This is a genomic window from Croceicoccus esteveae, assembly GCF_031846435.1.
In the GTDB taxonomy this organism is placed as follows: Bacteria; Pseudomonadota; Alphaproteobacteria; order Sphingomonadales; family Sphingomonadaceae; genus Croceicoccus; species Croceicoccus esteveae.
In genome coordinates, this window is record NZ_JAVRHS010000006.1 from 16,887 (window position 1) to 41,962 (window position 25,076).

General features: G+C 59.8%; 30 protein-coding genes and 2 pseudogenes. 15 read left to right on the top strand and 17 right to left on the bottom strand.

Annotated features, from left to right (window positions below; translation table 11 throughout):
* Positions 1–89 precede the first annotated feature (89 nt).
* The gene (locus tag RM533_RS08620) at positions 90–983 is read left to right on the top strand and encodes a LysR family transcriptional regulator (protein WP_311340829.1); all 894 of its coding nucleotides are present in this window, start codon (positions 90–92) and stop codon (positions 981–983) included.
* A gap of 105 nt (positions 984–1,088) precedes the next feature.
* Complete coding sequence (locus RM533_RS08625) at positions 1,089–2,045, top strand: flavin reductase (RefSeq protein WP_311340830.1); 957 nt, start codon at positions 1,089–1,091, stop codon at positions 2,043–2,045.
* Here the strand turns inward: RM533_RS08625 and RM533_RS08630 are convergent.
* From RM533_RS08630 to RM533_RS08650, 5 genes are all read right to left on the bottom strand, one after another.
* Positions 2,042–2,668, bottom strand: coding sequence for a phenylacetic acid degradation protein PaaY (locus RM533_RS08630; protein ID WP_311340831.1), 627 nt, complete (start codon positions 2,666–2,668; stop codon positions 2,042–2,044). The genes RM533_RS08625 and RM533_RS08630 overlap by 4 nt on opposite strands.
* A gap of 41 nt (positions 2,669–2,709) precedes the next feature.
* Positions 2,710–3,831: a 3,4-dihydroxy-2-butanone-4-phosphate synthase gene (ribB, locus tag RM533_RS08635; RefSeq protein WP_311340832.1), complete on the bottom strand. Its 1,122-nt coding sequence runs from the start codon at positions 3,829–3,831 to the stop codon at positions 2,710–2,712.
* A 62-nt stretch (positions 3,832–3,893) separates the two neighbouring features.
* Positions 3,894–5,051: an acyl-CoA dehydrogenase family protein gene (locus RM533_RS08640; RefSeq protein ID WP_311340833.1), complete on the bottom strand. Its 1,158-nt coding sequence runs from the start codon at positions 5,049–5,051 to the stop codon at positions 3,894–3,896.
* A 6-nt stretch (positions 5,052–5,057) separates the two neighbouring features.
* Positions 5,058–7,211, bottom strand: coding sequence for a 3-hydroxyacyl-CoA dehydrogenase NAD-binding domain-containing protein (locus tag RM533_RS08645; RefSeq protein ID WP_311340834.1), 2,154 nt, complete (start codon positions 7,209–7,211; stop codon positions 5,058–5,060).
* A 31-nt stretch (positions 7,212–7,242) separates the two neighbouring features.
* Positions 7,243–8,448: an acetyl-CoA C-acetyltransferase gene (locus tag RM533_RS08650; RefSeq protein ID WP_311340947.1), complete on the bottom strand. Its 1,206-nt coding sequence runs from the start codon at positions 8,446–8,448 to the stop codon at positions 7,243–7,245.
* A 137-nt stretch (positions 8,449–8,585) separates the two neighbouring features.
* Between RM533_RS08650 and RM533_RS08655 the strand changes: the two genes are divergently transcribed.
* Positions 8,586–9,602: an NADP-dependent oxidoreductase gene (locus RM533_RS08655; RefSeq protein WP_311340835.1), complete on the top strand. Its 1,017-nt coding sequence runs from the start codon at positions 8,586–8,588 to the stop codon at positions 9,600–9,602.
* Here RM533_RS08655 and RM533_RS08660 read toward each other — a convergent pair.
* Positions 9,589–10,680, bottom strand: a complete 1,092-nt coding sequence (locus tag RM533_RS08660) for a CaiB/BaiF CoA transferase family protein (protein ID WP_311340836.1) — start codon at positions 10,678–10,680, stop codon at positions 9,589–9,591. The genes RM533_RS08655 and RM533_RS08660 overlap by 14 nt on opposite strands.
* 236 nt (positions 10,681–10,916) lie before the next feature.
* Here RM533_RS08660 and RM533_RS08665 point away from each other — a divergent pair, with 236 nt between their 5' ends.
* Positions 10,917–11,111, top strand: a complete 195-nt coding sequence (locus tag RM533_RS08665) for a hypothetical protein (RefSeq protein WP_311340837.1) — start codon at positions 10,917–10,919, stop codon at positions 11,109–11,111.
* A pseudogene (locus tag RM533_RS13675) lies at positions 11,089–11,265 on the top strand (hypothetical protein); the annotation flags it as partial. The gene RM533_RS08665 and the pseudogene RM533_RS13675, both read left to right, overlap by 23 nt.
* 19 nt (positions 11,266–11,284) lie before the next feature.
* Here the strand turns inward: RM533_RS13675 and RM533_RS08670 are convergent.
* Complete coding sequence (locus tag RM533_RS08670; protein ID WP_311340950.1) at positions 11,285–11,662, bottom strand: hypothetical protein; 378 nt, start codon at positions 11,660–11,662, stop codon at positions 11,285–11,287.
* Here RM533_RS08670 and RM533_RS08675 point away from each other — a divergent pair.
* From RM533_RS08675 to RM533_RS08705, 7 genes and pseudogenes are all read left to right on the top strand, one after another.
* Entirely contained in the window at positions 11,580–11,966 is a 387-nt protein-coding gene (locus tag RM533_RS08675; protein WP_311340948.1) for an amidase family protein, read from the top strand. The two genes, RM533_RS08670 and RM533_RS08675, sit on opposite strands and share 83 nt — an antisense overlap.
* Before the next feature lie 103 nt (positions 11,967–12,069).
* The gene (locus RM533_RS08680; RefSeq protein ID WP_311340838.1) at positions 12,070–12,207 is read left to right on the top strand and encodes a hypothetical protein; all 138 of its coding nucleotides are present in this window, start codon (positions 12,070–12,072) and stop codon (positions 12,205–12,207) included.
* A gap of 93 nt (positions 12,208–12,300) precedes the next feature.
* Positions 12,301–12,456, top strand: a complete 156-nt coding sequence (locus RM533_RS13680; protein WP_432265053.1) for a hypothetical protein — start codon at positions 12,301–12,303, stop codon at positions 12,454–12,456.
* 44 nt (positions 12,457–12,500) lie between these two features.
* A complete protein-coding gene (locus RM533_RS08690) occupies positions 12,501–12,746 on the top strand; it encodes a hypothetical protein (RefSeq protein WP_311340840.1) in 246 nt (81 codons plus the stop codon).
* A pseudogene (locus RM533_RS13685) lies at positions 12,746–13,137 on the top strand (alpha/beta hydrolase fold domain-containing protein); the annotation flags it as partial. The gene RM533_RS08690 and the pseudogene RM533_RS13685, both read left to right, overlap by 1 nt.
* Positions 13,122–13,409, top strand: a complete 288-nt coding sequence (locus RM533_RS08700; RefSeq protein ID WP_311340842.1) for an alpha/beta hydrolase — start codon at positions 13,122–13,124, stop codon at positions 13,407–13,409. The pseudogene RM533_RS13685 and the gene RM533_RS08700, both read left to right, overlap by 16 nt.
* Positions 13,409–14,281 (top strand): MaoC/PaaZ C-terminal domain-containing protein, encoded by an 873-nt coding sequence (locus RM533_RS08705; RefSeq protein ID WP_311340843.1) that lies wholly within the window; start codon positions 13,409–13,411, stop codon positions 14,279–14,281. The genes RM533_RS08700 and RM533_RS08705 overlap by 1 nt, the downstream gene beginning before the upstream one ends.
* Here RM533_RS08705 and RM533_RS08710 read toward each other — a convergent pair.
* The 5 genes from RM533_RS08710 to RM533_RS08730 form a co-directional block, all read right to left on the bottom strand.
* Positions 14,262–14,651, bottom strand: coding sequence for a VOC family protein (locus tag RM533_RS08710; RefSeq protein ID WP_311340844.1), 390 nt, complete (start codon positions 14,649–14,651; stop codon positions 14,262–14,264). The genes RM533_RS08705 and RM533_RS08710 overlap by 20 nt on opposite strands.
* Positions 14,651–15,967 carry an MFS transporter gene (locus tag RM533_RS08715; RefSeq protein WP_311340845.1) on the bottom strand — a complete coding sequence of 439 codons (1,317 nt, stop codon included), beginning with the start codon at positions 15,965–15,967 and terminating at the stop codon, positions 14,651–14,653. The genes RM533_RS08710 and RM533_RS08715 overlap by 1 nt, the downstream gene beginning before the upstream one ends.
* A 24-nt stretch (positions 15,968–15,991) precedes the next feature.
* A complete protein-coding gene (locus RM533_RS08720) occupies positions 15,992–16,246 on the bottom strand; it encodes a hypothetical protein (protein ID WP_311340846.1) in 255 nt (84 codons plus the stop codon).
* Positions 16,247–16,633: 387 nt separating this feature from the next.
* Positions 16,634–17,761 (bottom strand): phosphotransferase family protein, encoded by a 1,128-nt coding sequence (locus RM533_RS08725; RefSeq protein WP_311340847.1) that lies wholly within the window; start codon positions 17,759–17,761, stop codon positions 16,634–16,636.
* On the bottom strand, positions 17,761–18,834 hold the full coding sequence (locus tag RM533_RS08730) for a TIGR03857 family LLM class F420-dependent oxidoreductase (protein ID WP_311340848.1): 1,074 nt from the start codon (positions 18,832–18,834) through the stop codon (positions 17,761–17,763). Before RM533_RS08730 ends, RM533_RS08725 begins: the two co-directional genes overlap by 1 nt.
* A gap of 189 nt (positions 18,835–19,023) precedes the next feature.
* Here RM533_RS08730 and RM533_RS08735 point away from each other — a divergent pair, with 189 nt between their 5' ends.
* Positions 19,024–19,410: a nuclear transport factor 2 family protein gene (locus RM533_RS08735; RefSeq protein ID WP_311340849.1), complete on the top strand. Its 387-nt coding sequence runs from the start codon at positions 19,024–19,026 to the stop codon at positions 19,408–19,410.
* A 35-nt stretch (positions 19,411–19,445) separates the two neighbouring features.
* Here the strand turns inward: RM533_RS08735 and RM533_RS08740 are convergent, their stop codons facing one another.
* Both RM533_RS08740 and RM533_RS08745 read right to left on the bottom strand, forming a co-directional pair.
* Positions 19,446–20,672 carry a cytochrome P450 gene (locus RM533_RS08740; protein WP_311340850.1) on the bottom strand — a complete coding sequence of 409 codons (1,227 nt, stop codon included), beginning with the start codon at positions 20,670–20,672 and terminating at the stop codon, positions 19,446–19,448.
* A gap of 25 nt (positions 20,673–20,697) precedes the next feature.
* Positions 20,698–22,032, bottom strand: a complete 1,335-nt coding sequence (locus RM533_RS08745; RefSeq protein WP_311340851.1) for a DUF1214 domain-containing protein — start codon at positions 22,030–22,032, stop codon at positions 20,698–20,700.
* Between RM533_RS08745 and RM533_RS08750 the strand changes: the two genes are divergently transcribed.
* Positions 22,016–22,888: an alpha/beta fold hydrolase gene (locus RM533_RS08750; RefSeq protein WP_311340852.1), complete on the top strand. Its 873-nt coding sequence runs from the start codon at positions 22,016–22,018 to the stop codon at positions 22,886–22,888. The genes RM533_RS08745 and RM533_RS08750 overlap by 17 nt on opposite strands.
* Here the strand turns inward: RM533_RS08750 and RM533_RS08755 are convergent.
* The 3 genes from RM533_RS08755 to RM533_RS08765 are packed head-to-tail and all read right to left on the bottom strand — an operon-like array spanning position 22,822 to position 24,877.
* Complete coding sequence (locus RM533_RS08755) at positions 22,822–23,058, bottom strand: hypothetical protein (RefSeq protein ID WP_311340853.1); 237 nt, start codon at positions 23,056–23,058, stop codon at positions 22,822–22,824. The two genes, RM533_RS08750 and RM533_RS08755, sit on opposite strands and share 67 nt — an antisense overlap.
* Positions 23,055–24,380, bottom strand: coding sequence for a spinster family MFS transporter (locus tag RM533_RS08760; protein WP_311340854.1), 1,326 nt, complete (start codon positions 24,378–24,380; stop codon positions 23,055–23,057). The genes RM533_RS08755 and RM533_RS08760 overlap by 4 nt, the downstream gene beginning before the upstream one ends.
* On the bottom strand, positions 24,380–24,877 hold the full coding sequence (locus tag RM533_RS08765) for a hypothetical protein (protein ID WP_311340855.1): 498 nt from the start codon (positions 24,875–24,877) through the stop codon (positions 24,380–24,382). The genes RM533_RS08760 and RM533_RS08765 overlap by 1 nt, the downstream gene beginning before the upstream one ends.
* A gap of 1 nt (position 24,878) precedes the next feature.
* Here RM533_RS08765 and RM533_RS08770 point away from each other — a divergent pair, with 1 nt between their 5' ends.
* Positions 24,879–25,076, top strand: a complete 198-nt coding sequence (locus RM533_RS08770) for a hypothetical protein (RefSeq protein WP_311340856.1) — start codon at positions 24,879–24,881, stop codon at positions 25,074–25,076.

The window sequence follows — 25,076 nt, forward strand, 5'->3', positions numbered from 1 at the left end:
AGGAAACTCATCCTCAAAGTTGGTCTACACGCGATGGATGATCGAAAACTTACAGACAAGGTCCAATTTTGCAGCCATAAGCTGCAAATATGCAGGAACTCAATTGGAACGACGTGCGCGTGTTTCTTGCCGTGGCAGATGCCGGGCAACTTGGTCATGCAGCGCAGAAACTGAAGCTGGACCCAACGACGCTCGGTCGGCGACTGAAACGACTTGAACAGCGGCTTGGAGTCACCCTTTTCGAACGCACGCGCAGCGGACAGGTTCTCACGGAGGCAGGCGAGGCGCTGCTCACCAAGGCAGAAGGAATGGCGGAACTGGCTCGGATGATTGACGAGGTTGCAGTTTCGCATTCGGGCATCAGCGGCACCCTGCGCCTCAGCGTATCGGAAGGCTTCGGTAGCCAGTTCCTGACCCCCTATCTGAATTCCTTCGCCCAGCAGCACCCGGCGCTGACCATCGAACTTGTGGCCAACAGTGGTTTCCTCAGCCCGTCACGGCGGGAGGCCGATATCGCTGTCATGCTTTCCAGGTCCAAGGCCGGTCCCGTCCTGTGCAAGAAGCTCTCTGACTACCGTCTCAGACTGTATGCTAGCCGCTCATATCTCGAACAGCATGGCACTCCCGAAACGCCTGCCGATCTGGAACACGGGCATACACTGGTTAGCTATGTCCCCGATCTGCTCTACGCCCCCGAACTGAATTACCTCGATGATTTTCATGCCGGGCTCGAATCCCAGATCCGATCCTCCAGTATCAATGCCCAGCACAGGCTGGTTGAGGCTGGTGCAGGAATCGGCGTGCTCCCGTGTTTCATCGCGGACAAATCGACGAACCTCGTCGTCGTATGCCCCGAGAAAATTGTCGAGCGCAGCTTCTGGATCATCACTCATCGTGACACGCAGGGTCTCTCTAAGGTGCGCGCCGGCAAGGAGTGGCTGGCGGAATGTGTCACGCAGGGCCGAAAGCGATTGATGCCGTAAGCGCGGGGGCACCACCTATCGCCCGAAAGGTGAGCGACAGGCCCTGCAATCTAGCATATCGACCCAGACCTGCATGGGCGCTGCCCGACCGGTGAGAGGAAAATTGTGATCGACGCGAAATCATTAAGGAATGCGCTTGGGAGTTTCGCTACCGGTGTCACCATCGTCACCACGAACCATGATGGCCGGAAGGTCGGCCTTACTGCCAACAGCTTCAATTCGGTTTCGCTCGATCCGCCGCTGGTGCTCTGGAGCCTGGCAAAGAAATCGTCGAACATCGAGGCTTTCAAGGCAGTGGATGCTTTTGCCGTTCATATACTGGGTGCGGATCAGGAAGCGCTTTCAGACCAGTTTGCGACGCCAGGCGTCGACAAGTTCGAGGGAGTGGAATTCAAGACAGGCCGCGCCGGTATTCCACTCCTCACCGATTGCGCGGCACGCTTCGAATGCCAGACAGCATATCAGTACGATGGCGGCGACCATATTATCTTCGTCGGAGAGGTTCTCAATCTCGAGCAGTCCGAGAAGGAGCCTCTGCTCTTTCATCGCGGCAAATATGCCCGCAAGACCTCGCCGAACAGCGACGATGGTGAAGGCGACCACCGTGATCTGAACTACCTTGTCGCCCGCGCCTATTTCATGCTGACAGACGGCGTGCGGGCCGAAGTCAGCAGGCTTGGCCTGTCGCAGGGCGATCACTATGCGCTCTCCATCCTCATGAAGGGCGGGCCTGCAACACTGGCCGATGTGAACGCCGTTCTGGAAGCATCAGGCTGGGAATGGACGAAGGATGACCTTCAAAGGCTGGCGGAACAGGATTATATCACGGAAGAAGACAGCGGCAGGATTGCGCTTACGAAGTCCGGCCGCGAGACGATGATTGGATTGTTCGCGCAAGCGAAGGCGATAGAGGCGAGCGCGCAGAAAGCTTTCAGGACAGAAGAACTGGACCAGTTGCGTTTGCTCCTGTCGCAACTTCTCGAAGAGCTATCTCACCATAGCGGCGATGCTTCAACGCAGCATCTGGAAGTGATGAACGCCCTGCAGGCGGACCAGACTTAACCCGGCTTTCTCGCCGTCTCTGTCTCCGTCCGTTCGCCAAACCTGACCGGACTGGCGGCTATTTCCGTACGTCTTCTGTGCGGTTCGACCTGGCGCAAGGGCTCCGTTTCCCGCAAACTTGATTGCACTTCCAGGGTGAGCAGCTGGTATTCACCATCGCCATCGTTGCGCCATCCGATCTCGTCAGCCGACATGGTGCGGACAATCCGTGCCGGAACGCCCATGAGCAGACTGCGCTCTGGTGCCTCCAGCCCGTGCGGCACAAGGGACATGGCACCGATCATGCACTCGGCCCCGAGAATTGCCGCGTCGAGCACGACAGCGTTGATTCCGATCAGGCAATTCTCTCCGATTTCGCAGCCATGGATAACTGCGCCATGGGCAATGGTGGCGCCGCGCCGGATCACGGTATCGCGCTCGGTCGAGACATGCACAGTGGCACAATCCTGAATGTTGGCATCAGCCTCCACGAGAAGGCGTCCGAAATCAGCCCGAAGGCTCGCGCATGGGCCGATGAAACACCCCGGACCGACAATTACATCGCCAATCAACGAAGCCAGCGGATGAACATAGCTGGAGGGATCGACCACTGGCCTGATACCCTGGAATTCATAACACGGCATTACGCGCCGTCCTTTCCCGCATGACGTCGGACTTGCGATCTTTAGCCTTGGTCGATGCTCCGTTCACCGACAATCGACAGACCATAGCCTTCAAGCGCGACCAGAGACCGGCTGTTGTTGGTGAGTAGGATCATGTCTCTCAAACCAAGTTCGGCAAGAATCTGCGCGCCATTGCCATAGTCACGCTGTTCAGGATTCTCGCCCGCGGTTTTTTCTGCCGATTTCAACCCTGCAATCCGCATGGCCCGACTGACAAAATCGGGCACGGGGCGATTGATAAGCACCAATACGCCGCTCCCTTCCTCGGCAATGGTCTCCATTGATCGGCGCACCAGCGATTCCCGCCCACCGGCTTCTGCAAACACGTCGGGAAAGACAGATAGCAACTGCATCCGCACCAGCGTTGGAGTGGCCGGGTCGATCTTGCCCTTCACCAAGGCAAGTGTCTCTTCACGGGTTGCCTTGTTGTAGAAACAGATCGCTTTCCAGTCGCCACCCCAACGACTGGCAAAATCCCGTTCGGATCTACGCTCGATCAGATGGTCATGCTCGCGGCGATAGGCGATAAGGTCGCGGATAGTGCCGACTTTCAGATCATGCTTTCTCGCAAAGCCTATCAGATCGTCCATCCGGCTCATCGTACCATCGTCGTTCATGATCTCACAAATAACCGCAGACGCATTCAGGCCCGCCAACCGCGAGATGTCGACCGAAGCCTCTGTATGTCCGGCGCGAACCAGCACGCCGCCATCGCGGGCGACGAGCGGAAATACATGACCGGGCGTGACTATATCATCGGCGCCTTTACCGCCATCGATGGCCACGGCGATAGTGCGGGCGCGATCCGCGGCCGATATACCCGTGGTCACGCCTTCGCGCGCCTCGATGGAGATAGTGAAGGCCGTCTCGTGCCGGGTACGGTTCTGCTGGCTCATCAAATCGATGCCAAGCTGGTCCACCCGCTGCCTGGTAAGCGCGAGACAAATCAGGCCGCGACCATGGGTCGCCATGAAATTGACCGCCGACGGCGTGGCCATCTGCGCCGGGATGATAAGATCACCCTCGTTCTCGCGGTCCTCGTCATCTACGAGAATGAACATGCGCCCGTTGCGGGCCTCTTCGACTATTTCTTCAATGCTAGCAATCACTCTGCCGTCTCCCATACTGCGGCGAGTTCCCCGTCAGCATTCCCGATCGTTCCGGTCCGCTTCGTGCGCAACCTGGATCAATTCATCTTGCGCTCGTCCAGTCCCAGCCCGCGGCCGATGATCTCGAGCATTATTTCACTCGTCCCGGCGAAAATGCGGCTGATGCGCGCGTCGGTGAACATGCGACTGATGCGATATTCCTCCATGTAGCCGGCACCGCCATGCAGCTGCACGCATTCGTCCATCACGCGCCCTTCAAGTTCGCTGGTGAGCAATTTCGCTGCCGATGCATCCTCGGCCGTCAGGGCGCTGTCGTTCAGCAGCATCACGCATTGATCGACGTAGGTCTGTGCCATATCCAACTGTGCGCGCATCTGCGCCATCTTGAAACGGGTGTTCTGGAAGGCGCCGATCGGCTTTCCGAATGCGCGGCGCTCCTTCACATATTCCAGCGTCAGGTCGAATGCAGTCTGCGCAGTGGCCATGAAACCGATGGCGGCGATAAGCCTTTCCTGTGCCAGCATCTGTGCCAGGTATTTGAAGCCCTTTCCCGCCTCGCCGATCAGGTTTTTCTGCGGTACCTTGACATCATTGAAGAACAGCTCTGCCGTATCCTGTGACTTGAGGCCCATCTTCTCCAGCTTGCGACCGCGTTCGAACCCTTCCATCCCGCGCTCCACCAGGAACAGGCTTATGCCGTGCGGCCTGTCGGGATCGGTGCGCGCGGCAACAACCACCACATCGCCCAGAATGCCGTTGGAGATATAGGTCTTGGCTCCACTCAACACCCAGTGATCGCCCTTCTCCACCGCGCGGGTCTTCATGCCCGCCAGGTCGCTCCCGGTGGAAGGCTCGGTCATGGCGACCGCCAGAATCGTCTCGCCTGAAACCACGCCGGGCATGAAGCGATCCTTCTGTTCCTCGTTGCAGAGCTTGTGAATGTAGGGCGCCACGAGGTTGTTATGCAGATTGATATAGAACCCGATATCGCCGTGACGCATGTTCTCCTCGACAATGATCTGGTCGAAACGCAGGTCATCAATACCGGCGCCGCCATATTTCTCATCTGCAAACACACACAGCAGACCCTGTTCGCCGGCCTTCAGATAGACCTCGCGATCAACCATGCCAGCTTCGCGCCAGCGTTCGGCATTCGGACCAACCTCGGCCTGCATGAACTTGCGAACACTGTCGCGAAACTGCTCGTGCTCGGGTTCGAAAATCGTACGCTGCATCGCTCGTCAGCCCTTCGACGCCACTGGTGAATAGAAGTTTTCCTGCGTCGCGGCCTTTTCCTGCAACCATGCTGAAGGCGCAAACCTTTCGCCATAGGCCTTGGCGAGACGCTTCGCCTCTTCCACGAATGCCTCGATCCCCACAGTGTCGATATAGCTCAACGTACCCCCGGTCCAGGAAGGGAAGCCCCAGCCCAGCAAGGCGCCGACATCGGCATCCTGCGGTGTTTCCAGCACACCCTCTTCCAAGCAGCGGGCAGTTTCATTGGCTTGCGAATAGAGGAAGCGCTTCTTCAACTCGTCCTGATCGGGTTGTTCTGCGCTGGTCGGAAACTCCTTCGCCAACCTGGTCCACACGCGCTTGGTGCCGTCCTCGGCATATTCGTAGAAGCCGCCTCCGGCCTTGCGGCTGCCGCGGCCCAGCTCCAGCATGCGGTCGAGCACCTGGCCGCCGCGCTCGATCGTGTAGAGGTTGCCTTCCTTGCCTTCCGCGTCCTTCAGGATCTTCACGGGAAGATCGATTGTCACCTCGTCCAGCAGGGCGAGCGGGCCTATCGGGAAACCGGCGGCCCGGGCGGCGTTCTCGATCCGCGCAGGCTCGACACCATCTGCCATCATGGCAGCGCCTTCGAAGATGAACATGCGGAACACCCTGCTGGTGTAGAAACCCTGGGCATCGTTCACCACGATCGGGGTCTTGCGGATCTGCGTAATGAAATCGAGCGATTTCGCCAGCGTTTCCTCCGACGTCTGCTCCCCCATGATAACTTCGACCAGGCCCATGCGATCGACCGGCGAGAAGAAATGCAGGCCGATATACTGATCGGGTCGCTTCGATGCCTTGGCCAGTTTCGAGATCGGCAGCGTAGACGTGTTGGTTGCGAATACCGCGCTGTCAGGCAGAACTGCTTCGGCCTTTTTCGTGGTTTGCGCCTTGATATCCAGATCTTCGAACACCGCCTCGACCACCAGATCACAGCCTTCGAGATGGGCGAAATCGTCAGTCGGATTGATGCGTGCGAGAGCGGCATCGGCCTTGTCCTGCGTCATCCTGCCGCGTTCCACGGCCTTGCCGAAAACCTTTTCGCTATAGCCCTTGCCTTTTTCGGCAGTGGAGGTGTCACGGTCGATCAGCACAACGTCAATGCCCGCATTGGCGGAAACAAGCGCAATCCCTGCGCCCATCATCCCGGCACCCAGCACGCCTAGCTTCTGCACTTCGGACTTTGCCACGGCATCAGGACGGCGAGCACCCTTCTCGGCGGCCTGTTTGGAAATGAAAGTGGTGCGAATCATATTGCGCGCCACAGGGTCTGTCAGGAGCTTGGCGAAATACTTGCTTTCCACCGACAGCGCCTTGTCCATCGGCATTTGAAGCCCTTCGAACACGCAGGACAGGATCGCGCCGGGCGCTGGATAATTGTAGCCATGCTTGTTGACGATTCCTGCCACGGCAATCGAGTAATCCATCGCCACTTCGGGAACGATCATTCCGCGCATTTCGGGAATGGCGTAGCCTTTCACATCCCAGATGCGCTCTGCCGGCGGATCGGTTGCCAGCCACTGGCGCGCCTTGTCCATCAGTTCGTCGGCTGAAGCCACCTCGTCGACAATGCCGAGCTTGAGCGCCTCCTGCGGGGCGACAGAGCGCCCCGAAAGGAGCAGGTCGAGCGCCGGCTTGCGACCGATAATGCGCGGCAGGCGCTGTGTGCCGCCGGAACCGGGCAGCAAGCCCAACGTGACTTCGGGCAGCCCCACCACGGCCTGCAGATCATCCACCAGTATGCGATGATGGCATGCCAAGGCGAGTTCGAAACCGCCACCGAGCGCGAGCCCGTTCATGATGCAGGCGACAGGCTTACCCATCGTCTCCAGCGCACGGTGCATCGCGGTGGCCTTCTGGCTGAAGGCATAGGCTTCCTTGGCAGACATGGTTTCATAGGCATCGACCACGAACTTGAGATCGACACCCGCCATGAAGGCCTTCTTGCCTGAGGCGACTACGACGCCCGTTACGGAATCGTCATCGCGAAAATCGGCAATGGCAGCGTTCATGTCGTCAAGCCATTCGTCGGACACGACATTCATGCTCACGTCGGCATTGTCGAGAGTTAGAATGGCGACGCCGTCGGCGCCCTTTTCCAGCTTCATATGTCGCATTGTTTTGCTCTTTGCACTTTCGCTCATCGGGTCAGACCCGTTCGATGATGGTGGCGGTGCCGAGGCCGTTACCGGCGCACAGAAAGGTCATGGCGGTGTTCAGATCGCGGCGTTCTAACTCGTCCAGCACGGTACCGAGGATCATGGCTCCGGTGGCGCCCAGCGGGTGGCCCAGCGCGATCGCCCCACCCGCGACATTGGTCTTGGCATGGTCCACTTCCATGTGATCCATAAATCGCAGTACGACGCTGGCAAAGGCTTCGTTCAGTTCATACAGGTCGATATCGTCCTTCGACATACCGGTGTGCTTCAGCGCCTTACGCGCTACGTCGACCGGCGCGGTGAGCATGATCGTCGGGTCGGATCCGATCGAGGCCCAGCCCTTGATCCGAGCGCGCGGCTTCAATCCCGCAGCCTTGCCGAACTGGGCATCGCCCAGCATCACGATGCCCGAACCATCGACAATGCCGCTGGAATTGCCGCCCGTGTGAACGTGGGCCAGCTCTTCAATCTCGGGATAGCGCTCCTTGGCCACGCGGCCGAACCCCATCTTCGCAAATCCGGGGAAGGCTGCCTTCAGTCCCGCGAGCGATTCCATCGTCGTACCGGGCCGGCGGTATTCGTCATGATCGAGAATGACCTCGCCCATCACGTCCTTCACCGGCACGATCGACCGCGCAAAGTTGCCTTCGTCCCAGGATTTGGCAGCGCGCTTCTGGCTTTCCACGGCATAGGCATCGACGTCTTCGCGGGTATATCCTTCGAGGGTGGCGATCATGTCTGCGCCCAAGCCCTGCGGAGCATAGTAGTTCTCGACGGCCACGGCAGGATCGGCCACCCACGCGCCGCTGTCATAACCCATGACCACACGGCTCATGCTTTCCACGCCGCCCCCGATACCGGCGCTGGCCATACCGCTGCCGATCTGCGCGGCGACATTGTTGACCGCTTCAAGGCCCGAAGCACAGAACCGGTGCAGCTGCTGCGCCGCCACCGAGTGGTCGTACTTGGCATTGACAACCGCACCGCGCGCCAGCACGCCGCCCTGCTCGCCCACGGGCTGTGCGCAGCCGATCACCACGTCATCGAGCAACGCCGTGTCGAGGTCGTTGCGATCGCGGATCGCCTCCAGCAGCTGGGTGGTCAGTTCGATCGCGGTGATCTCATGCAGCGAGCCATCCGCCCGCCCGCGACCGCGCGGGGTGCGGACATGGTCGTAGATAAATACTTCACGCATTGGAGCGATTCTCCCAAAGTCGGTTGCGGCCGAACCGGTGTTCATCCGTTTGGTCATTACCATTTTCGCGACAGCCGCTGTCATCACCTACCCTGCGATAGGACTTGCGGAAGAAAAAGGATGTCTTTCGCCTATGAATGACAGTGCGACGAAGCGGCATGAACCGCAGGGTGATCCTGACATCGCGGCCAGCCGGCATCGCGCAGGCCGAAAACTTTGCGATAGACGAGCTTGCGCTCGAACCCCTGCGCGAGGGCGAGGTGCGAATCAGAAATCGCTTTCTCTCGGTCGATCCCGCCATGCGCGGCTGGATCGCCGATGCCGGAAACTACGCCGACCCGGTACCGATAGGCAGGGTCATGCGATCGCTTGCAGTTGGCGAGGTGGTCGAAAGTCGCAGCAGGGACTGGTCGGAAGGGGATAGGGTGCTGGGCTGGTTCGGCTGGCAGGAAATCGCGACGGTCACAGCAGACGCAGTCGTGCGCCGCGTCGTACAAACGGACCTTTCGCCTTCGTTGGCCCTTGGTGTCCTGGGCATCAATGGCGTTACCGCGCTGCTCGCGCTGACTATGATTGGCGAACCGAAAGCGGGTGAAACTCTGCTGGTATCGACGGCGGCAGGCTCGGTCGGTTCGGCGGTCGGGCAAATCGGACGCTTGCTGGGTTGCCGGACTGTCGGCATCGCAGGTGGTTCGACGAAGGTCCGCGATTGCATGGGCAGGTTCGGATACGATGCGGCCATTGACTACAAGGCCGGCAAACTGGACGAGGCGATTGCAAGGGAGTGTCCAGACGGCGTGGATGTCTATTTCGACAATACCTCCGGGGCCGTCAGCGATGCGGTGCTGCCGCAGTTGGCAACCGGAGCGCGCGTGGTTGTCTGCGGCACAGCGGCCATCGACCGCTGGAACCCCTGGCCGACTGGGCCAAGGGTGGAACGCCACCTGCTGGTGAAGAAGGCGCGCATGCAGGGATTTGTCGTCTTCGACCATATGAACAGATGGGAAGAAGCGATCGCAATACTCGCGGAGTGGATACGCGAGGGAAAGCTGGACTACAGCGAGGACGTGCTGGAGGGGCTGGAAGCGTGTCCCGACGCCATCGCAGGCCTGTACCGCGGTGAAAACAGCGGCAAGCGGATCATCCGCCTCTAGACCACTCCTGCACGATGTCTTCCACCGTCGCGTCCTTGCCTTTATCGATCTTGCCGGGCGTTCGCGAAAAGCGTGGCGCGGGCGATGCCTGCATCACGCCATTATGCTCTTGAAAGACGCCGCGCTCTATATTGACAGCATGGCCGGTCGCTTCCGACAACGAAAGGACGGGCGAAACGCAAGCGTCGGTTCCGGCGAACCGCTCCTCCCACTCGTTGCGCGAGGCCGAGGCGAAGATGCGTTCGAAATCCGCTTGCATGGCAGGCCATTGACCACGGTCATTCTGCTCGAACCGGTCGTGCGGCACTTCGAGCCCTTCCAGCAGAGCCGCGAAGAATTGCGGTTCCAGCGCGCCGACCGCAACCGAGCCGCCGCAACTGCAAAGATAGCAGCGATAAAACGGTGCAGCGCCATCGAACAGGTTGGATTCCCGTTCATCCTGCCAGAGACTGTTGGCGACGAAGGCGTGATACAACCCCAGCAGGTTGGCGACCCCGTCAACCATCGCTGCATCGACGATCTGCCCCTCCCCCGTCGCACGGGCGGAAAGAATGGCCGATACCATGCCCAGCGCTAGGAACATCGTTCCGCCGGCATAATCGCCTACCAGGTTCAACGGTACGGTCGGCGGCTCATTTCGCTTGCCGATGGCATGCAGCGCCCCGGTCATGGCAATGTAATTGATATCGTGACCCGCAGCCTTACTCAGGCTGCCTTCCTGCCCCCAGCCCGTCATCCTACCGAAAACGAGGCGCGGGTTGCGCGCGAGACATTCGTCCGGTCCCAGACCCAATCTTTCCATCACTCCGGGACGAGCGCCTTCGACAAGTCCATCCGCATGGGCCACCAGATCCAGAAGGGCTTGCCTGCCGGTGTCGGACTTCAGGTCCAGTTGCACCTGTGTGCGCCCCCGCAAGACCACGGCATCGCCGATATCACCCCAAGCCGAATGCCCCCCGGGACGTGTCACGCGAACAATGTCGGCGCCAAGGCCGGAAAGTATCATGCCGCAAAGCGGGACCGGTCCTATCGCGTCCATCTCCACAATACGGATTCCAGCAAGCGGGCCGTTGGGCATTGTTATTCCTTGTCGATGGTCGGCAAATTAGACATCTGCATCAGATCAGGCGTCCAGAATGTGCCGTGCGCTAATTACTACAGGTCGACCCACTAAATTAATAGCCTATCCACCCCCCTACCCTTCGATAGGAACTCAGAGTACGAACCGATAAATGATGAACACGTGACCGGGGATCGTCGCGATACAAACTGGGGCCCAGGATAGGGTCCGTGATTTAGGAAGGGATCATCATCGTGACAGCACGTCGCGCGGAAGAGGATCTTCAGTCCATCCCTGTCGCCAATTCGGCAGTTGGTGCCGAGGGTATTGCCGAACTCCAGCTTGAAGCGGCAATCGACGTTCAGCGTATCGCGCCCGGCCTGATTTCGCGTGGCACCGGTACCGGCCCCACGGCGATTGTTACCTATGCGCTTCGGGGTAACGCATAGAACAGCCCGAACTCGGGTGTCAGACCCCGCTGTCGGCATCTATCTCGACGGCGTCTATCTCGCACGCCCCATCGCCAGTAACCTGGGCTTCCTCAACGTTGAAAGCATCCAGGTTGCCCGCGGTACGCAGGGCACGCTGTTCGGTCGCAACACGACTGGCGGCGTGGTTTCGTTCACCACAGTCCGATGGAGAATTCTCCGGCTACGTGAAGGGCGAAATCGGCAATTACGATCATCGCCTCGTGGAAGCGGCGGCCATCGTGCCGCTCGCTGGCGTCGAACTGTCGGTTCGCGTCGCCGGTCGTTATACAGAGCGCGACGGATACGATGAGAACCTTTTTACCGGTAACGAGGTAGGCGATATTGAATCGGTTGTGTTGGCCCGCGTGACGGTGCGCATCGGCCGATCTGCCAGCTTCAAGGATGAGTTCCTTCGCCATCGGCAGCGATGGTGGCGGCTCGACACGGATTCCCGCCGCACTAAACAGAGTTTTCGGTTCCCAACCGAGCGCAGGGCGCATTCCTTCCCGCACACCTGTCAGCGTGCACATGGCGTCTGCCGGTCCAATCGCCCGAGATGCTCGCGACGCGGCGCTCATCATACAGGTAATCGGCGGGCGCGACCCGAGCGCGATTGCCGCGCCTTCGCCGGATCTTGTCAGCGCACTCGACCACGGTATCGACGGGGTGCGCATTGCATGGTCGCCCGAATGGGGCGCGATTCCGCATACCGCTAGCCGCGTGATCGACCGCGCCCACCAGGCCGCATCGCTGCTGAGTTCGGCTGGTGCCAGCGTCGATTCTGCCGCGATCACCTGCCCGACGCGCAGGCGTGGCGGGTATTCATCGGAATGAACGAGTATTCCTATCGCCGCATGGGCCGCTTGCTGGCCAACACCTAGAACAGCGAGGACTGCTCATCCCTCCGGTCGCCGGCATACTGCGCCAGATAGAAGCGATGGGCGGCACGCTTTTTTCAGCGGATGATTACAAGGAATTTTTCGAGCTGCGGGCGCAGCTGGTCAGGTGGATCGACGGAATTTTCGGAGATTTCGACCTGCTCTGCACGCCTACCGTGGGCCAGCTCGCCCCGTAGATCCCCGGCGGTTATTGGGACCAACCCTACACCGACCAGTATTCCATCGACCATATTAGCACGAACTATACCTATATTGCCAATTTATTCGGCCTGCCAGCGGCATCGGTTCCCTGCGGGTTCAATGATGGTATGCCCGTCGGCCTGCAGATTATCGGTCAGCGTTTGGAAGATGCACGCGTATTCAGCGCCGCGCAGACGTTCTCCGAGTTGATGCCCTGGCATCACCGTCATCCTCCACTCGCTTAGGCCAGCTGACCGGCCCAGGGGCAAACAGAAACTAGGGAACTGCCATGACCACTCGCCATCTCGTCGATTCGGAACTGCTGGACCTGGTTGACAGCTTTCCGCCCATGGAACTGTCGGACAAGAGACTGCCCATGATGCGCGAGATGTTTTCTGGTGTCTTGAACGAACAGGAATTGCCAGACCTGCCGATTGAGACCCGCGAAATTGCGGTGCCGTCGCGCGAGGAAGGGCACAGCAGATGGCGTCGGGCGCGCCAGCAATCCTCCATTTCCACGGTGGCGGACATGTGATGGGCAAGCCCGAAATGAATCAGGCCGAACTGATGCAATGGGCAGCCGAGTTGAACTGCCTCGTGCTTTCGGTCGATTACAGGTTGGCTCCCGAAACGCCCTTTCCCGGCGCGATGGAGGACGCCCTGATGTCCTGCGCTGGCTGCATGCAGAGGCTGATGACCTGGGGATAGACCCCGGCCGGATAGCACTTGCGGGGCAAAGCGCCGGCGGAGCGATGGCGGCAAGCCTTGCCTTGTTGGCACGGGATGAAGGCAGGATCCCTGTCGCGTTCCAGCTTCTGGAGGCACCGCGGCTCGATGACAGCATCCCCGAAGGCGAGGAGGCGAACCCGTTTACCGGCGAATTCGTCTGGACCCGCGAGGCCAGCGCATATTGCCGGTCTGCCTACCTCGTCGGCGGCAATTCATCACCCTATGCCTCTGCCTTGAGGGCAACCTCGGTTGCCGATCTGCCGCCCACCCCTTCGTCGCGGTGGGCGCGCTGGATCTGTTTGTGGATGAACGCGTCAAATATTGTGGAAAGCTTTTGGGCGCGGGCGTGCCGACCGAACTGATCGTCTATCCCGGCTGCTTCCACGGCTTCCAGATGGCGACGCAGGCACAAGTCACGCTGCGATCACGCCGCGATAGCCTCAATGCTCTTAAGAAGGCTCTTCTTTGATGACCACGCCGCTCGATGTCGAAAAACTGCTCGCCTATAAAATACCCGAGACACACGATGAGTACGATCCGAAGGACGTCATCCTGTATGCAATCGGCGTCGGTGCCGGGCTCAGCTGTGAGATCGACGAGACACGCTTCGTCTACGAGCAAGACCTTCAGGTCCTGCCTACGATGGCGCTGGTGCTGGGCACTCCGGGTTTCTGGGCAATGGCGCCCGAAAGTGGGTTGGACTGGATGGCCATCCTGCATGGCGAACAGCGGCTGAAAATTCATGCACCGCTGGAAACGGCCGGTATTCTCGTGGGGAATACCACGGTTACGGACCTTGCCGACAAGGGCCCCGGCAAGCCCGCCCTGATCCGCGCGAAGAAGGAAATCCACACACTCAGCGGTACGCTGGTGGCAGAGACTTCGGAGACCTGGTTTATCCAGGGGGCTGGTGGTTTTGGCGGAGAGCGAACCTTGCCGACAGAGCCGCGAGCGCAGATTCCGCAGCGTGATCCGGACTACGCCGTCGTGCTGCCCACCAATGCGGCACAGGCGGCGATCTACCGGCTCTCCGGTGACAGAAACCCCTTGCATATCGATCCCGCCGTTGCCGCATCTGCCGGTTTTGACCGGCCGCTGATGCACGGGCTCGGCACGATGGGTATCGTCGGCAGGGCGCTGGTTCACGCCGCCTGTGGAGGCGTAGCGTCGGCTCTGCGTGAAATGAATGTGCGCTTCACCGCGCCGGTGTTTCCGGGCGACAGCATTCAAACCCATATCTGGCAGGATGGCGAAACGCTGTATTTTCGCGCCTATCGCAATGGAACAGAACAGTGCGTGATCGACAACGGATTCGCCCGGATCACTCCTCCGGCGCCTTGAAGCAATAGGCACAGATTTTGTTGCCATCCGGATCGAGCAGGTAAGCCCCGAATGCATTCGGCACGGCTCCCCTTGGCCCCGGAGCTCCCGCATCCTTGCCGCCTGCTGCCAGTCCTGCCGTGTGGAACGCTGCTACCGCAGCCCGGTCTTGCGCCTTGAAGCCGATGGTCAGGCCGTTGCCGGGTGCAGCGGGTTCGCCGTCGACCGGGCGCAGGACGAGAAATTCTGCCGCCCTGTTGCCATAGGCCAGCCCCTGATCGAGGAAATTCCCGAGCCGGCGAATCCGCAGCGGCGCAAGGCAGGCATCATAGAAGCGCTCCGCCCCTTCGACATCATTGGTACCCACACAATTGTGCGTGAAGATGCCCATCACGCGGGCCGGGTGTCGCTGGTAGCCGCCAGCTTGACGAGCAGGACAGCACCGATCGCGATGGCGGAACCGATGGAAATGATCAGCGACACTACCCCGACATCAAGACCACGCGCGAAGAGAATACCGGCCAGCGCCGGTCCCATTGCTGCCCCCGCGCGGCCAAAGCCGATACCAAAACCGGTGCCGGTGGCTCGCACGTGTGGCGGGAATGCCATGGCCAGAAGTGCATAGAAACCTACCGCTGCCGCATTGGAGAAAAATGCCGTGGCACCTGCAATCCAGCCCAGCAAGGCGACATCTTCGGGAGCGCTCCCGAACACATTTAGCATCACGAAAGCCCCGGCAAGGGCGATTACGGTCGCTTTCTTGATCCCGATCCTGAGCGCCAACAGTCCCAGCGTGCCGCCACCGATAGCGCCGCCGAGCATGGCCTTTGTCAGTACCTCGCCACCTGCGCTGGCGTCAAACCCCATGTCCACCACCAGCTTGGGCATCCATTTCACGAAGTAGTAATACGCCGTAACGTGGGTAAGGTAGGCGAACGTCAGCAGCACCGTGCGCGACAACAGCGGCGGCTTGAATATATCGGCCAGCGAGACCTTGCTTTGCTGCCTTACCGTTTCTGGCAGCACCTCTGCCGCCGGCAGGCCGAAACGGGTGAGAGTGCGGTTTATCCGTTGTAACGCGTTTCTGGGGCGGCGATCGGCTAGCCAGTCAGGTGTTTCGGGTATCAGCCAGAAGGACAGGGGAATAGCGGCAATCGTGAAGCCTGCTCCAAGGTAGAAGACGCCGCGCCAGTTACCCGCCTCAAGCACATTGCTCGCCATCAACCCGCCCAGGAATGCTCCGAGTGGATATCCCGTAACCATCAGCGGCAGCACGAGACTGCGATAACGGGCGTTGGAGAATTCCGCGACGGTGGCGTTGAGGGCGGCAAGCATACCGCCGATACCCAGCCCGGTAAGAAGCCGCCAGAAGGATAGCTCGCCGACGCCCGATGAAAGCGGAACCATCAACATCCCCGCGCTCATGACTGTCAGGCAGCTGAGGATCGTGGGGCGGCGCCCGAACCTGTCGGCCAAACCACCTAGAAGGATTGATCCGACAGCCATGCCGATAAGCTCCATCGCCAGCACCCAGCCGAGAACGTCCTGCGGAACCTGCCATTCTTCGGCGATACCAGGGGCTGCAAAGCTAATCGACATGACATCGAAACCGTCGAGGGCATTGAGCACAATCGTCATGCAGAGCGCGGCAATCTGCCAATTACCCAGCTTGCCCTCGTCCATTATTTCACGCGGCGTCTGTGCCAATGCGCTTTCCCCTCCACCGTTTTGCTAGTCTTGTGCGCGACTACCGGCAAGATGCAGAACTGGCTCAATCCGCGCCGGGACTATATGATCTTCGGAAGCATCCGGGCCTGCGATAATCAGGCAGTCGCCCAGCAGCTTGCGATGCAACACGCGCACAATCTCAGCATCGCTGTCCGGTCCGGCCTCGTTGATATAGGTTTCCAAGAGAGCATCCGCATCGGCCGGCCCGGCACGGGATTTACCCGTCAGCTCGGGCAATGTCATCACGATAGGCTTCATCGCACCACTGGCTGTAACGTCCGATTTGCATCAGCATTTGCGGCAGAGAACCAAGGACGTTTTCGCTGCCAACCCTGCATTTGCGCATGCTCCGGCAGACGTGCGATCTCCGCGGTCGATCGCTCAGGCGCTAGATCTGGCAGCGGCCATGTCCGCTCTTCCTTCAGGAAATAGCGCACCCGCTCCCCACCGCGCAAGACCTCGGCCTCATAGGTGGGACGCCAGCGGTGCTTCCGGGTAATGGATACCTCGCGACAACCGAGCTCCGCCTCAAGCCAGGCGGCGATGGCTGCTTCTTCCACCGCAGGATCGCGCGGCGGTACTGCTACGGCTGGCGTAAACACCGATCTCTCCCGGATAGACCCTGCGGGCCTCTCGCCAGCTCCTCTAGCCGTCCTCTTTCTGATCGACAGGGGTCATGTTGCTCATGAAAGCGTAGAAATCCGCTCCCAGCTCAGGCAGTTCCATCCCAAGTCGCTCCGCCAGGTAGAACGTCATGAAATTGGAGTTGAGCGACTTGTTCGTGTTGGGGATATTGCCGATGGCAACCTGCCGGTCGAACGCGCCCACCGCGACCAGCGCCATGCGCAGGGCTACCACGATGTCGTAATATTCAAGGTGTTGTGCCTTGCTGCCCGTCGCAGCTTCCCAGATCGCCACGGTTTCGTCGCGCGTCGGCAGACCATCCAGCCGTTCGACATCGAAGCGGCGGCTGAACAGATCATCGAAGTAGAGCCACCAGGCGAGATCCAGTTCGGACGGACCAAGCGCCGCCAGTTCCCAATCGATCAACGCGTTCACGCCGCCGTCTTCGGCGAACATGACGTTAGACGGCGTGCTGTCTCCCCACAGGACATTGACCGGAGTGTCGGCTGGCTGATGCTCTCGGATATAGGCCATCGCCTTGTCGACATAAGGCATCTCGCGATCCTTGTGACAGGCAAGATACCAAGCCTCTATATAGCCAAGATACTGATCCAGACCCGGCGCGCCCCAGTCGGGCCGAGCCATGAAGCCGAAGCCGTCATTCTGCCAATCGATGCTGGCCATGCCGGCATAGGCATGGATAGCATTGCGCCACGAGGCACCGCGCTGGGCGGGCGCCATGTCATACAGCCAGCCTGTCGTGTTATAGTTGGGATTCTGCGTTGCTGCGTGTCCTTCGACCCGGCCCATCACGATAAAGGGCATCTCCAGCACGGAAGGATCGAGTTCCATCCCGATCCATTCGGGCACCGGAACCGAACCCAGCGCATCGAGCGCCGCGATCATCTGCCCCTGCAACTTCAGGCTGGAGCCGAAAACCACCTCGTGATCCTGTGGCTGGCGGCGCACCACGAGTGTTTTTGCTCGCGGTCCGTCAGGGCCGTTATATTCCACATCGACAAAGAAGATCTGCGCTGAAAAGCCGGAGCCGGTCGTGACCTCGAGCGGCTGGATGCGGACATCGCTCCAGCCATCCACATTCGCTTCAAGCCAGTCGCGCAGCCGATCCTGGACTTGCGACGGAGTCATTATTCACTCCTCGCGGCAAGGGCACGTTTCAGTTCCCTGGTGAGCGGCCCCATGTCCTTGGGGGCGGCGCCATGCAGGAGTATCTCGTCCGCTCCTGCATCGAGATAATCCATCAGCTGATCCGCGCATCTTGCGGCGGTGCCAACGGCGGCACCCTCGTCGATCCATTTCTGCGGCAGCAGCTGCCCCACATCAACCAGTTCCTGTCGTGTATAGGCCTGATCGGCAGGCTTTCCTTCGAGCAAAGCGATCTTGGGATGGGCGCGAACCTTCTCCAGCACCGACTTGTCCCATTCGTTGATCTCGACGATCAGGTCACCGAATCCGGGCAATTCGAAATACGTGATGGCGCGGCCACGCACCACGGCATCCTCCTCGTCCTTCGGTAGATCGGGCGCCACGATGATATTGTGATAGATACGAACCGACATCGGGTCGCGCCCTGCTTTTTCGGCCGCATCGCGAACGATCTTGGCGCTGTTTGCCACACCGGTGGGGGAAACGAAGGGGTGCAGCAGCACGCCGTCGCAATGCTCTCCCGCGAAGGCAAGGCTCTTGGGTCCGATGGCGGTAAAGATGACCGGCGGCTTCGGACCCTCGTGCATGTCGGTCAGCTTCAGGGTGGGAAACGTCCCGAGCTTGCCCTCGTAAGACACCGTTTCCCCGTCCCAGAGTCGGTGAAAGATCGAGATGTAATCTGCCAGACGTTCCATCGTGATCGCCGGTGCGCCCATCATTTTCATATAGGCCGGCACGGCGCGCGCGAACATGATGCCGAAGCGATTGCCGCTCATCGCCTGCATCATGTTCGCAATGCTGGCGGTGACAAGCGGATGGCGCATGGTGGCATAGAAGGTGCCGTTGATGCGAATCTTGCTGGTCGCTTCGGCTACCGCTCCGGCCAGCACGGCAGGCTCTTTCAAAGCGAAGCGTTCGGAAATCCAGACTGCGCCAAGACCGATACGTTCAGCCTCTTGCGCTTCCTCGATCCCGCGACGCGGATCATCCACGCGTCCAGGCAGGATATAGGTTCCGAATCTGTCGAACAGCTCTTGTGCACCGGGTTCAGTCATCTCTCGCTCCGAATAGGATTTATCATACCGTCAACGCCCGGGCCAAACAGGAAACCTTTCCAAAGGAAGGCCAGTTCTCTTGACCGCACGGCAGGCTGCATCGTGTCTGGAGGTATTCATGAAGCCCACGCAAGACCGATGGGCAACCCTTGTTGCATGCGAAGAAATCAAGCTGGTGAAGGCACGCTATTGCCGCTTCTGGACCCCAAGGAATGGCACACCTTCGCCAGCTTGTTTACCGACTACGCGGTCATGGATGTTCGCGAAGACGCCGGCCTCGATCCCGTAACCGGAGTGGACGCCATCGTGGCGCAGGTGCGCTTTGCCGTGGATCATGCAGCCACCAGTCATCAGGTCCATACCCCTGAAGTGGAATTCAGCAGCCCCGATGCCGCCCACGTTGTATGGGCCATGCAGGACAGGGTCGTCTGGCAACCGGGCAAGTCACCACTGGAAGGCACCGCCTCGATCACCGGCTATGGCCAATACCACGGGGAATATCGACGTTTGGATGGCAAATGGAAGATCAACTCGCTTCGCCTGTCCCGCTTCCATGTCGATATGCACCCGGCCTGACCCCTGCGGACCAGCCGGTGCACTCGACTGTTACCTTACACGTCCCAGGCCAGTTCCAGCTTGGGCACATGGGTGATATTGCCGACATGATATTTGATGTCGAACCCTTCGGCGACGCGGAACGGCGGTACGCGCTTCAGCCAGTGCTCCAGCGCAGTCTGCAATTCCATTCGCGCCAGGTGCATGCCGAGGCACTTGTGAATACCGAAGCCAAGCGAGATATGCGGGGCCTTGCGATCGAACCGCACTTCGCCCGGCTCCTCGTAATAATCGGGATCGAGCCCTGCGATCGGGGTTGAGATGCCCACGTAATCGCCGGGCATGATCTTCTGCCCGTGAATCTCGATTTCCTTGGCCGCGATGCGAAACACGCTGACCGGGGCAAAGAACCGCAGGAACTCCTCCACTGCCAGAACGATCTTCTTAGGATCATCGCGCAGTTCCTGTTGCTTGTCGGGGTTTCTCGCCAGATAGGCGAAAATGTTGCCCATCAGCGATGTAACGGTGTCGAGGCCGCCGATGAACAGGTTGAAGCAGTGGCCGAACACCTCTTTGTCATTCCACTTGCGGCCGTTGATTTCGTATTCGAAAATCCCGCTGATATAGTCATCGCCGGGATTGGCCCGACGATCGGCGATCACTTCATTGAGGTAATCCACCACCTTGCGCACGGATCGGGTGCGCAGTTCATAATCATTGGTGTGGAAGATGCCTTTCTCCCATTCCAGGAATTCAGGCATCCGTTCCTGCGGCAGGCCCAGCAGATCGAGCACGATGAAGATCGGGAATTTTGCGGAAAAATCGTCCACGAATTCGCAATGGCCCTGATCCTTGAATTCGTCGATCAGGCGGATCGCCCGTTCGTGCAGTTCGTCGCGCATTTTGGCGATTTTCTGGGGCGCAAAGAACGGGTTCAGCGCCTTGCGATACTCACCATGTTCAGGTGGATCGGTTTCAGTCGGAATGACCAGCCAATCCTCACCGATCGACTGGGCAAACTTGCCCATCCCGTTTTTCGTGTAATCGTCCGGATCACGCAGCACCTTGTGCATGTCCTCGACCTTCGTCAGCAGCCAACCACCCTGATCGCCAGGAAAAATGTTGGTGCACCAGGTGAGTGGCGGAAGCGAGCGATGAATCTCCGGCAGCATTGTTTCCTGCGGGCAGACGTCAACGTTCTCTCGCTTGAAGAAATCGAGCGTCACCACCTTGTCGGCGGGAACGTGTTCCGGGATCTCTCGCATCGGGGTGGAAGCCATCATTTCTCTCCGTTAAGTTTCACTGGAACTACCAGATGATACGCATTTGGGCGGAAAGCCCGCGAGTTCGCAAAGCCTCGATGCGCTCTTGGGAATTCACACGTCTTGTTGTCTCAGGCAGATGCGACAAGACCTCGACTGTCTTGACCTTTCTAATGGTAGGCATAGGCTTTTCGCTCGCCTCGAACCAGCGGCCCTGGATCGCCCCGCCAGAATAGCCGGAAGTATCCAGCCAGTTGTGGACACCGGGATCGCGGGCAGAGATCACCGTACGGAATATCCCGTCGGGATCGACCACGCCCTGCGTGTCATTGAGACTCGCCTGATTGTTGTACCAGTCGGTGGTTTCGTACAATTCGTTTGTCAGGATGACGGACCAGTAACGATAGCTTTCGGGTATGCGCACTTCGCTTATCAGCGCCTCGTCATCTGCCAGTTCGTAAGCGCCTTCGTAGTAGAATTGGCCCTGCAGCCCCGACATTTGCGCAACGTCGAAAACCTTCAATTCATTTAGATATCCTTCCTCCCGCAGTTCCTCGACATGGGCCGGAAAGGCCAATGCGCAGATCTTCGCAATGGACGGAACTTCCTTGAAGGCGGCGTGCAGGTCTGCCGCCGAGGGCCGCCCCTTCGCCTCCGCGACATCGAGACGGCTGATCCCGAAACGCGGTTCGCGTTCGACGCCCCAATCGCAGGAAACCACGCGGACCATAAGCTTCTCGCACCGTGGATCGAGGGTAACCCAGTCGCCCTCATAGTCTGCGGGTCGTTCGGGAGAGATGACCAGTTCGAACGAGCCATCGTCGCCAACGTCCAGATCGTCGAAATCGATCTGCCCCAGCAGGGGGTGATGCTGCCCGGTGCGCAAGGTGTCCGGCCCCATCTGGGCGAGTATCATCATCCGCACAGTGCCGCGATCACCGCGCAGCAGGTAACTTCCGCCCTTCTCGATCAATGCCGATTTGTAGATCGTATCGGCATTGGGCTGAAAGATGTTCTGCGCGATATTCAGTTCGGGCACGAACATCGGTTGCCGCCGATCACCGACAAGCGCATCCGAACTGGCGCGGGCGAGGCCCGCCAGCAGAAGGCGCATCGATTCGGCCATTACCTGCGGATCGGCGCGCAGCCTTTCCGGTACGCGGGCGCGCATGGCATCACCCAGCGGACGCAAATCATCGATCAGTTTTTCCCACGCCAGCCCATCGTCCGTCATGCCGTACAGCTCCTCTTGCGTACCGTGCGTGGCATCATTGCCCACCGGCCGCCGGGCGGACCTTTCTCTCGGCAGGTGAAGACCTGCCGCACCTGTCAGAGCCGGAGCCTTCAACAAGGAGCGACGGGCGATGAGATCAGAAGACATGATGTTGGACGTTACCACCGCGGCAGCAATTGGCGAGCCGGTGAAGATTGCCGCGACGCTGCATCTGCCCGATGACTGGGACGAGAACGGACAGCATCTCGTCTTCGCCATCCATGGTGGAGGTTATTCGCGCATCTACTGGCACCCGCATTTTGCCGACGACAGTTACAGCTTCGCGCGCTGGTTTACCGATCACGGCAAGGCTGTGCTGGCAATCGACATGCTTGGTATGGGGCAGAGCACGAAACCGGAAGCCGAGAGCAAGCTGAGCCGAAAGATCATCACCAATGCACATGCGGCAGCGCTCGGGCAGGCCCTCGAAGGCATGGATCGGCCGGTGAGCGTTACCGGGATCGGGCATTCGATGGGCGGCATGATGATCATCTCCCAGGCCGCGGCGCATCCCGTTTTCGATCGGATTGCCGTTTTGGGCTGGGCCAATGAACCGATGGTGCTTGGCGATACGGATGTCGAGACCATGCAGGCCGATCTGATTCCTGATGGCTATTTGCCCACTCCGCGTGAACCGATGCGCAAGCTGTTCTACTGGCCCGACGTGCCGCATTCGTTGATCGAGAAAGATGAGGCACATGCGTCAACCACACCCGCCACACTGGGCCGTGGGGCGCTGACGCCCGGAGAAATGCACGGGGATTCCGCGACGATCGAAGTGCCCGTACTGGTGGTTCAGAGCGTGGTCGACACCAGTCCCGATCCGCAAAACGAATTGTCATATTTCAAGAAAGCCGCTTCAACCGAGTTGCAGGTGCTGGAGGAAGCAGCGCATTGTCAGAACTTTGCCGGCACGCGCGTTCGCCACTGGTCCGAATTGAATGCCTGGATAGACCGCAACTGATCTGCCAGCTGTTCCAGTCGGGCGATCCGGCCCGCGATGCCCGACACGCCGCCGACCTTCGCCATGCGCTTCACAACAGCCACCTTACTGCCAGCGCGGCTGAGAAAGCCCGCCGCCAACGTGTCGTTACGGCCAGCGCCGAATATTACGGCATCATAGGTCGCATTCATGTCGCGCCATCCTCCATCTCTGTTATTTCCCCTCCGATCGATCGTGCTGCCAGCCAGTAGCAACCGATGGCCAGCTGCAGGAAAAGGCCCAGCAGCAACAATGCCTGCTGCAAGCCGGTGCCCGCCGCTTCCGAACAAAGAACAGAACCGCTGGCATCGGTACCGAGGCATTCCTGCGCATAGGTTGCACCAAAGCGCGCCGTTGCCAGCACATCGCTCATATACCCGAGAAAGGCCGAACCCAGACCCAGCCCGAAAGCAGTCTGGCCGAAGGCGTGGATCGCGGCGGCGGTTGCGCGCATGCGCGGTTCCACCAGCCTTTGCGTAACGGTCATGATCGTGGGCAGAAATGCATAAAGACAGAAGGTAGAGCCGAACAGCAACACTGCCATCGCCTGCCAGTCATCCTGATAGATGGCCGCGAGGAACAGGGGCATCGCCACCATGGTCGCCGCCATCGGGAAATACCCATACAGCCGATGATTCCTGGCGGCAAAGCGATCGGCTATCAGGCCGCCCACCACGCCGCCCAGTGCCGTGGCGGCACTGAAGGTGAAGGCAAATGTCAGCGCGGCTTCGGCAAGGTCGAAGTCAAAGCGGCGGACCAACAGAGGAATCAGAAACAGGTTCAGGCCGAAGCCGACCAGCGCCACCATGCCGCTGCCGAACGTGAATGCAACGAAGGCCCTCGACTTGCGCACTCGCCGGATGACTGCGCCGAACGGAGGTGCCGCCTTGTCCGCATTCAGCCGCACAGGTTCGCTGATCGTCAGCCACAGCAACAGCGCCAGCAACAGGCCCGGCGCGCCCGCCGCCACGAAGGCCCAGCGCCAACCATAGACCTGCGCGATCCAGCCGCCGCCAAGCACGCCTATGGCACCGCCGACGGATACGCCCACCGCTATCATGGAGAACACCGTCGCCCGGCGCTCGGGCGGAAAGCGATCGGCAATCAGCGAAACCACCGGCGGGGTAAAGCCAGCTTCGCCCACGCCCACGCCCATGCGCGCGAGCAAGAGCTGGACATAGCTGCCGGCAGCGCCGGAAAGGATCGTCATGGCAGACCACAGTGCGGTGGCCGTGGCCACGAGGCCGATACGATTTACCCGCTCTGCAAGCCGAGCGAGCGGGATACCTATCCCACCATAGAAAAGCGCAAAGGCCGCCCCGCCCATGATGCCGAGCTGAAAGTCGCTCAGTCCGAATTCCTGCCGGATCGGCTCTCCCACCACTGCGATGATCATGCGGTCGATGAAATTGAAGGCGTAGATCGTGCCCAACAGGCCGATGAACCACCAGTCGCGCGGCAAGAAACTTTTCACTACAGGCTTTTCCAACGCAGGTACGCCATCTGGGCAATAACGTGGATCGCTATAATGCACATGACCATCGTGGCGGCGCCCGCAATCCAGGTCATTATCGGTGACCACGCAGAATTGAGCACCAGCGATGCCGGCGCCGTGGTCGAGCCGAGCGTCGAGGCATATGTAAAGCTTGGCAGTATCAGCAGCCAGAGCCGCCTGGTTCCGGAAAGATACGGCATCAGCTTCGCCAGCGCCGCGCCAAGCACGAAGCCGCCGGTGGCATCGCAGAAGGAAAACCAGGCATAGCCAAGCGGGACATACCAAGGAATGGTGCGTTCATAGGCGCGGAAGAAAGCCAGCGGGAGTTCGTCAGGATACCAATAGAGCAGCGTGTTGTCGTAGATCGGCTCGATCATCACCGCCGACAATGCCGTACCGGCGAATATCAGCGGCAGAACCCAGCCGCGCAAGCGCCGTTCCTCCCCCAGCGCCCACCAGGCCAGAATGGCAACCAATATGATGCATGTGCCGATCAGGAAGATCGTACCTGCCGGTTCGGGTGCCGGCATCACCGGCATTGGTAAAATTGTCGATTCCAAACATCCCTCCCTACCCGCTATGAAGCAGGTGAAAGCGCAAAAAGCCTTCGAAACCTTCCCTGCGACAGGTTGGGTTACAGGCGGCGAGGACAACTATCGCGGCGAAGGAGAGTGA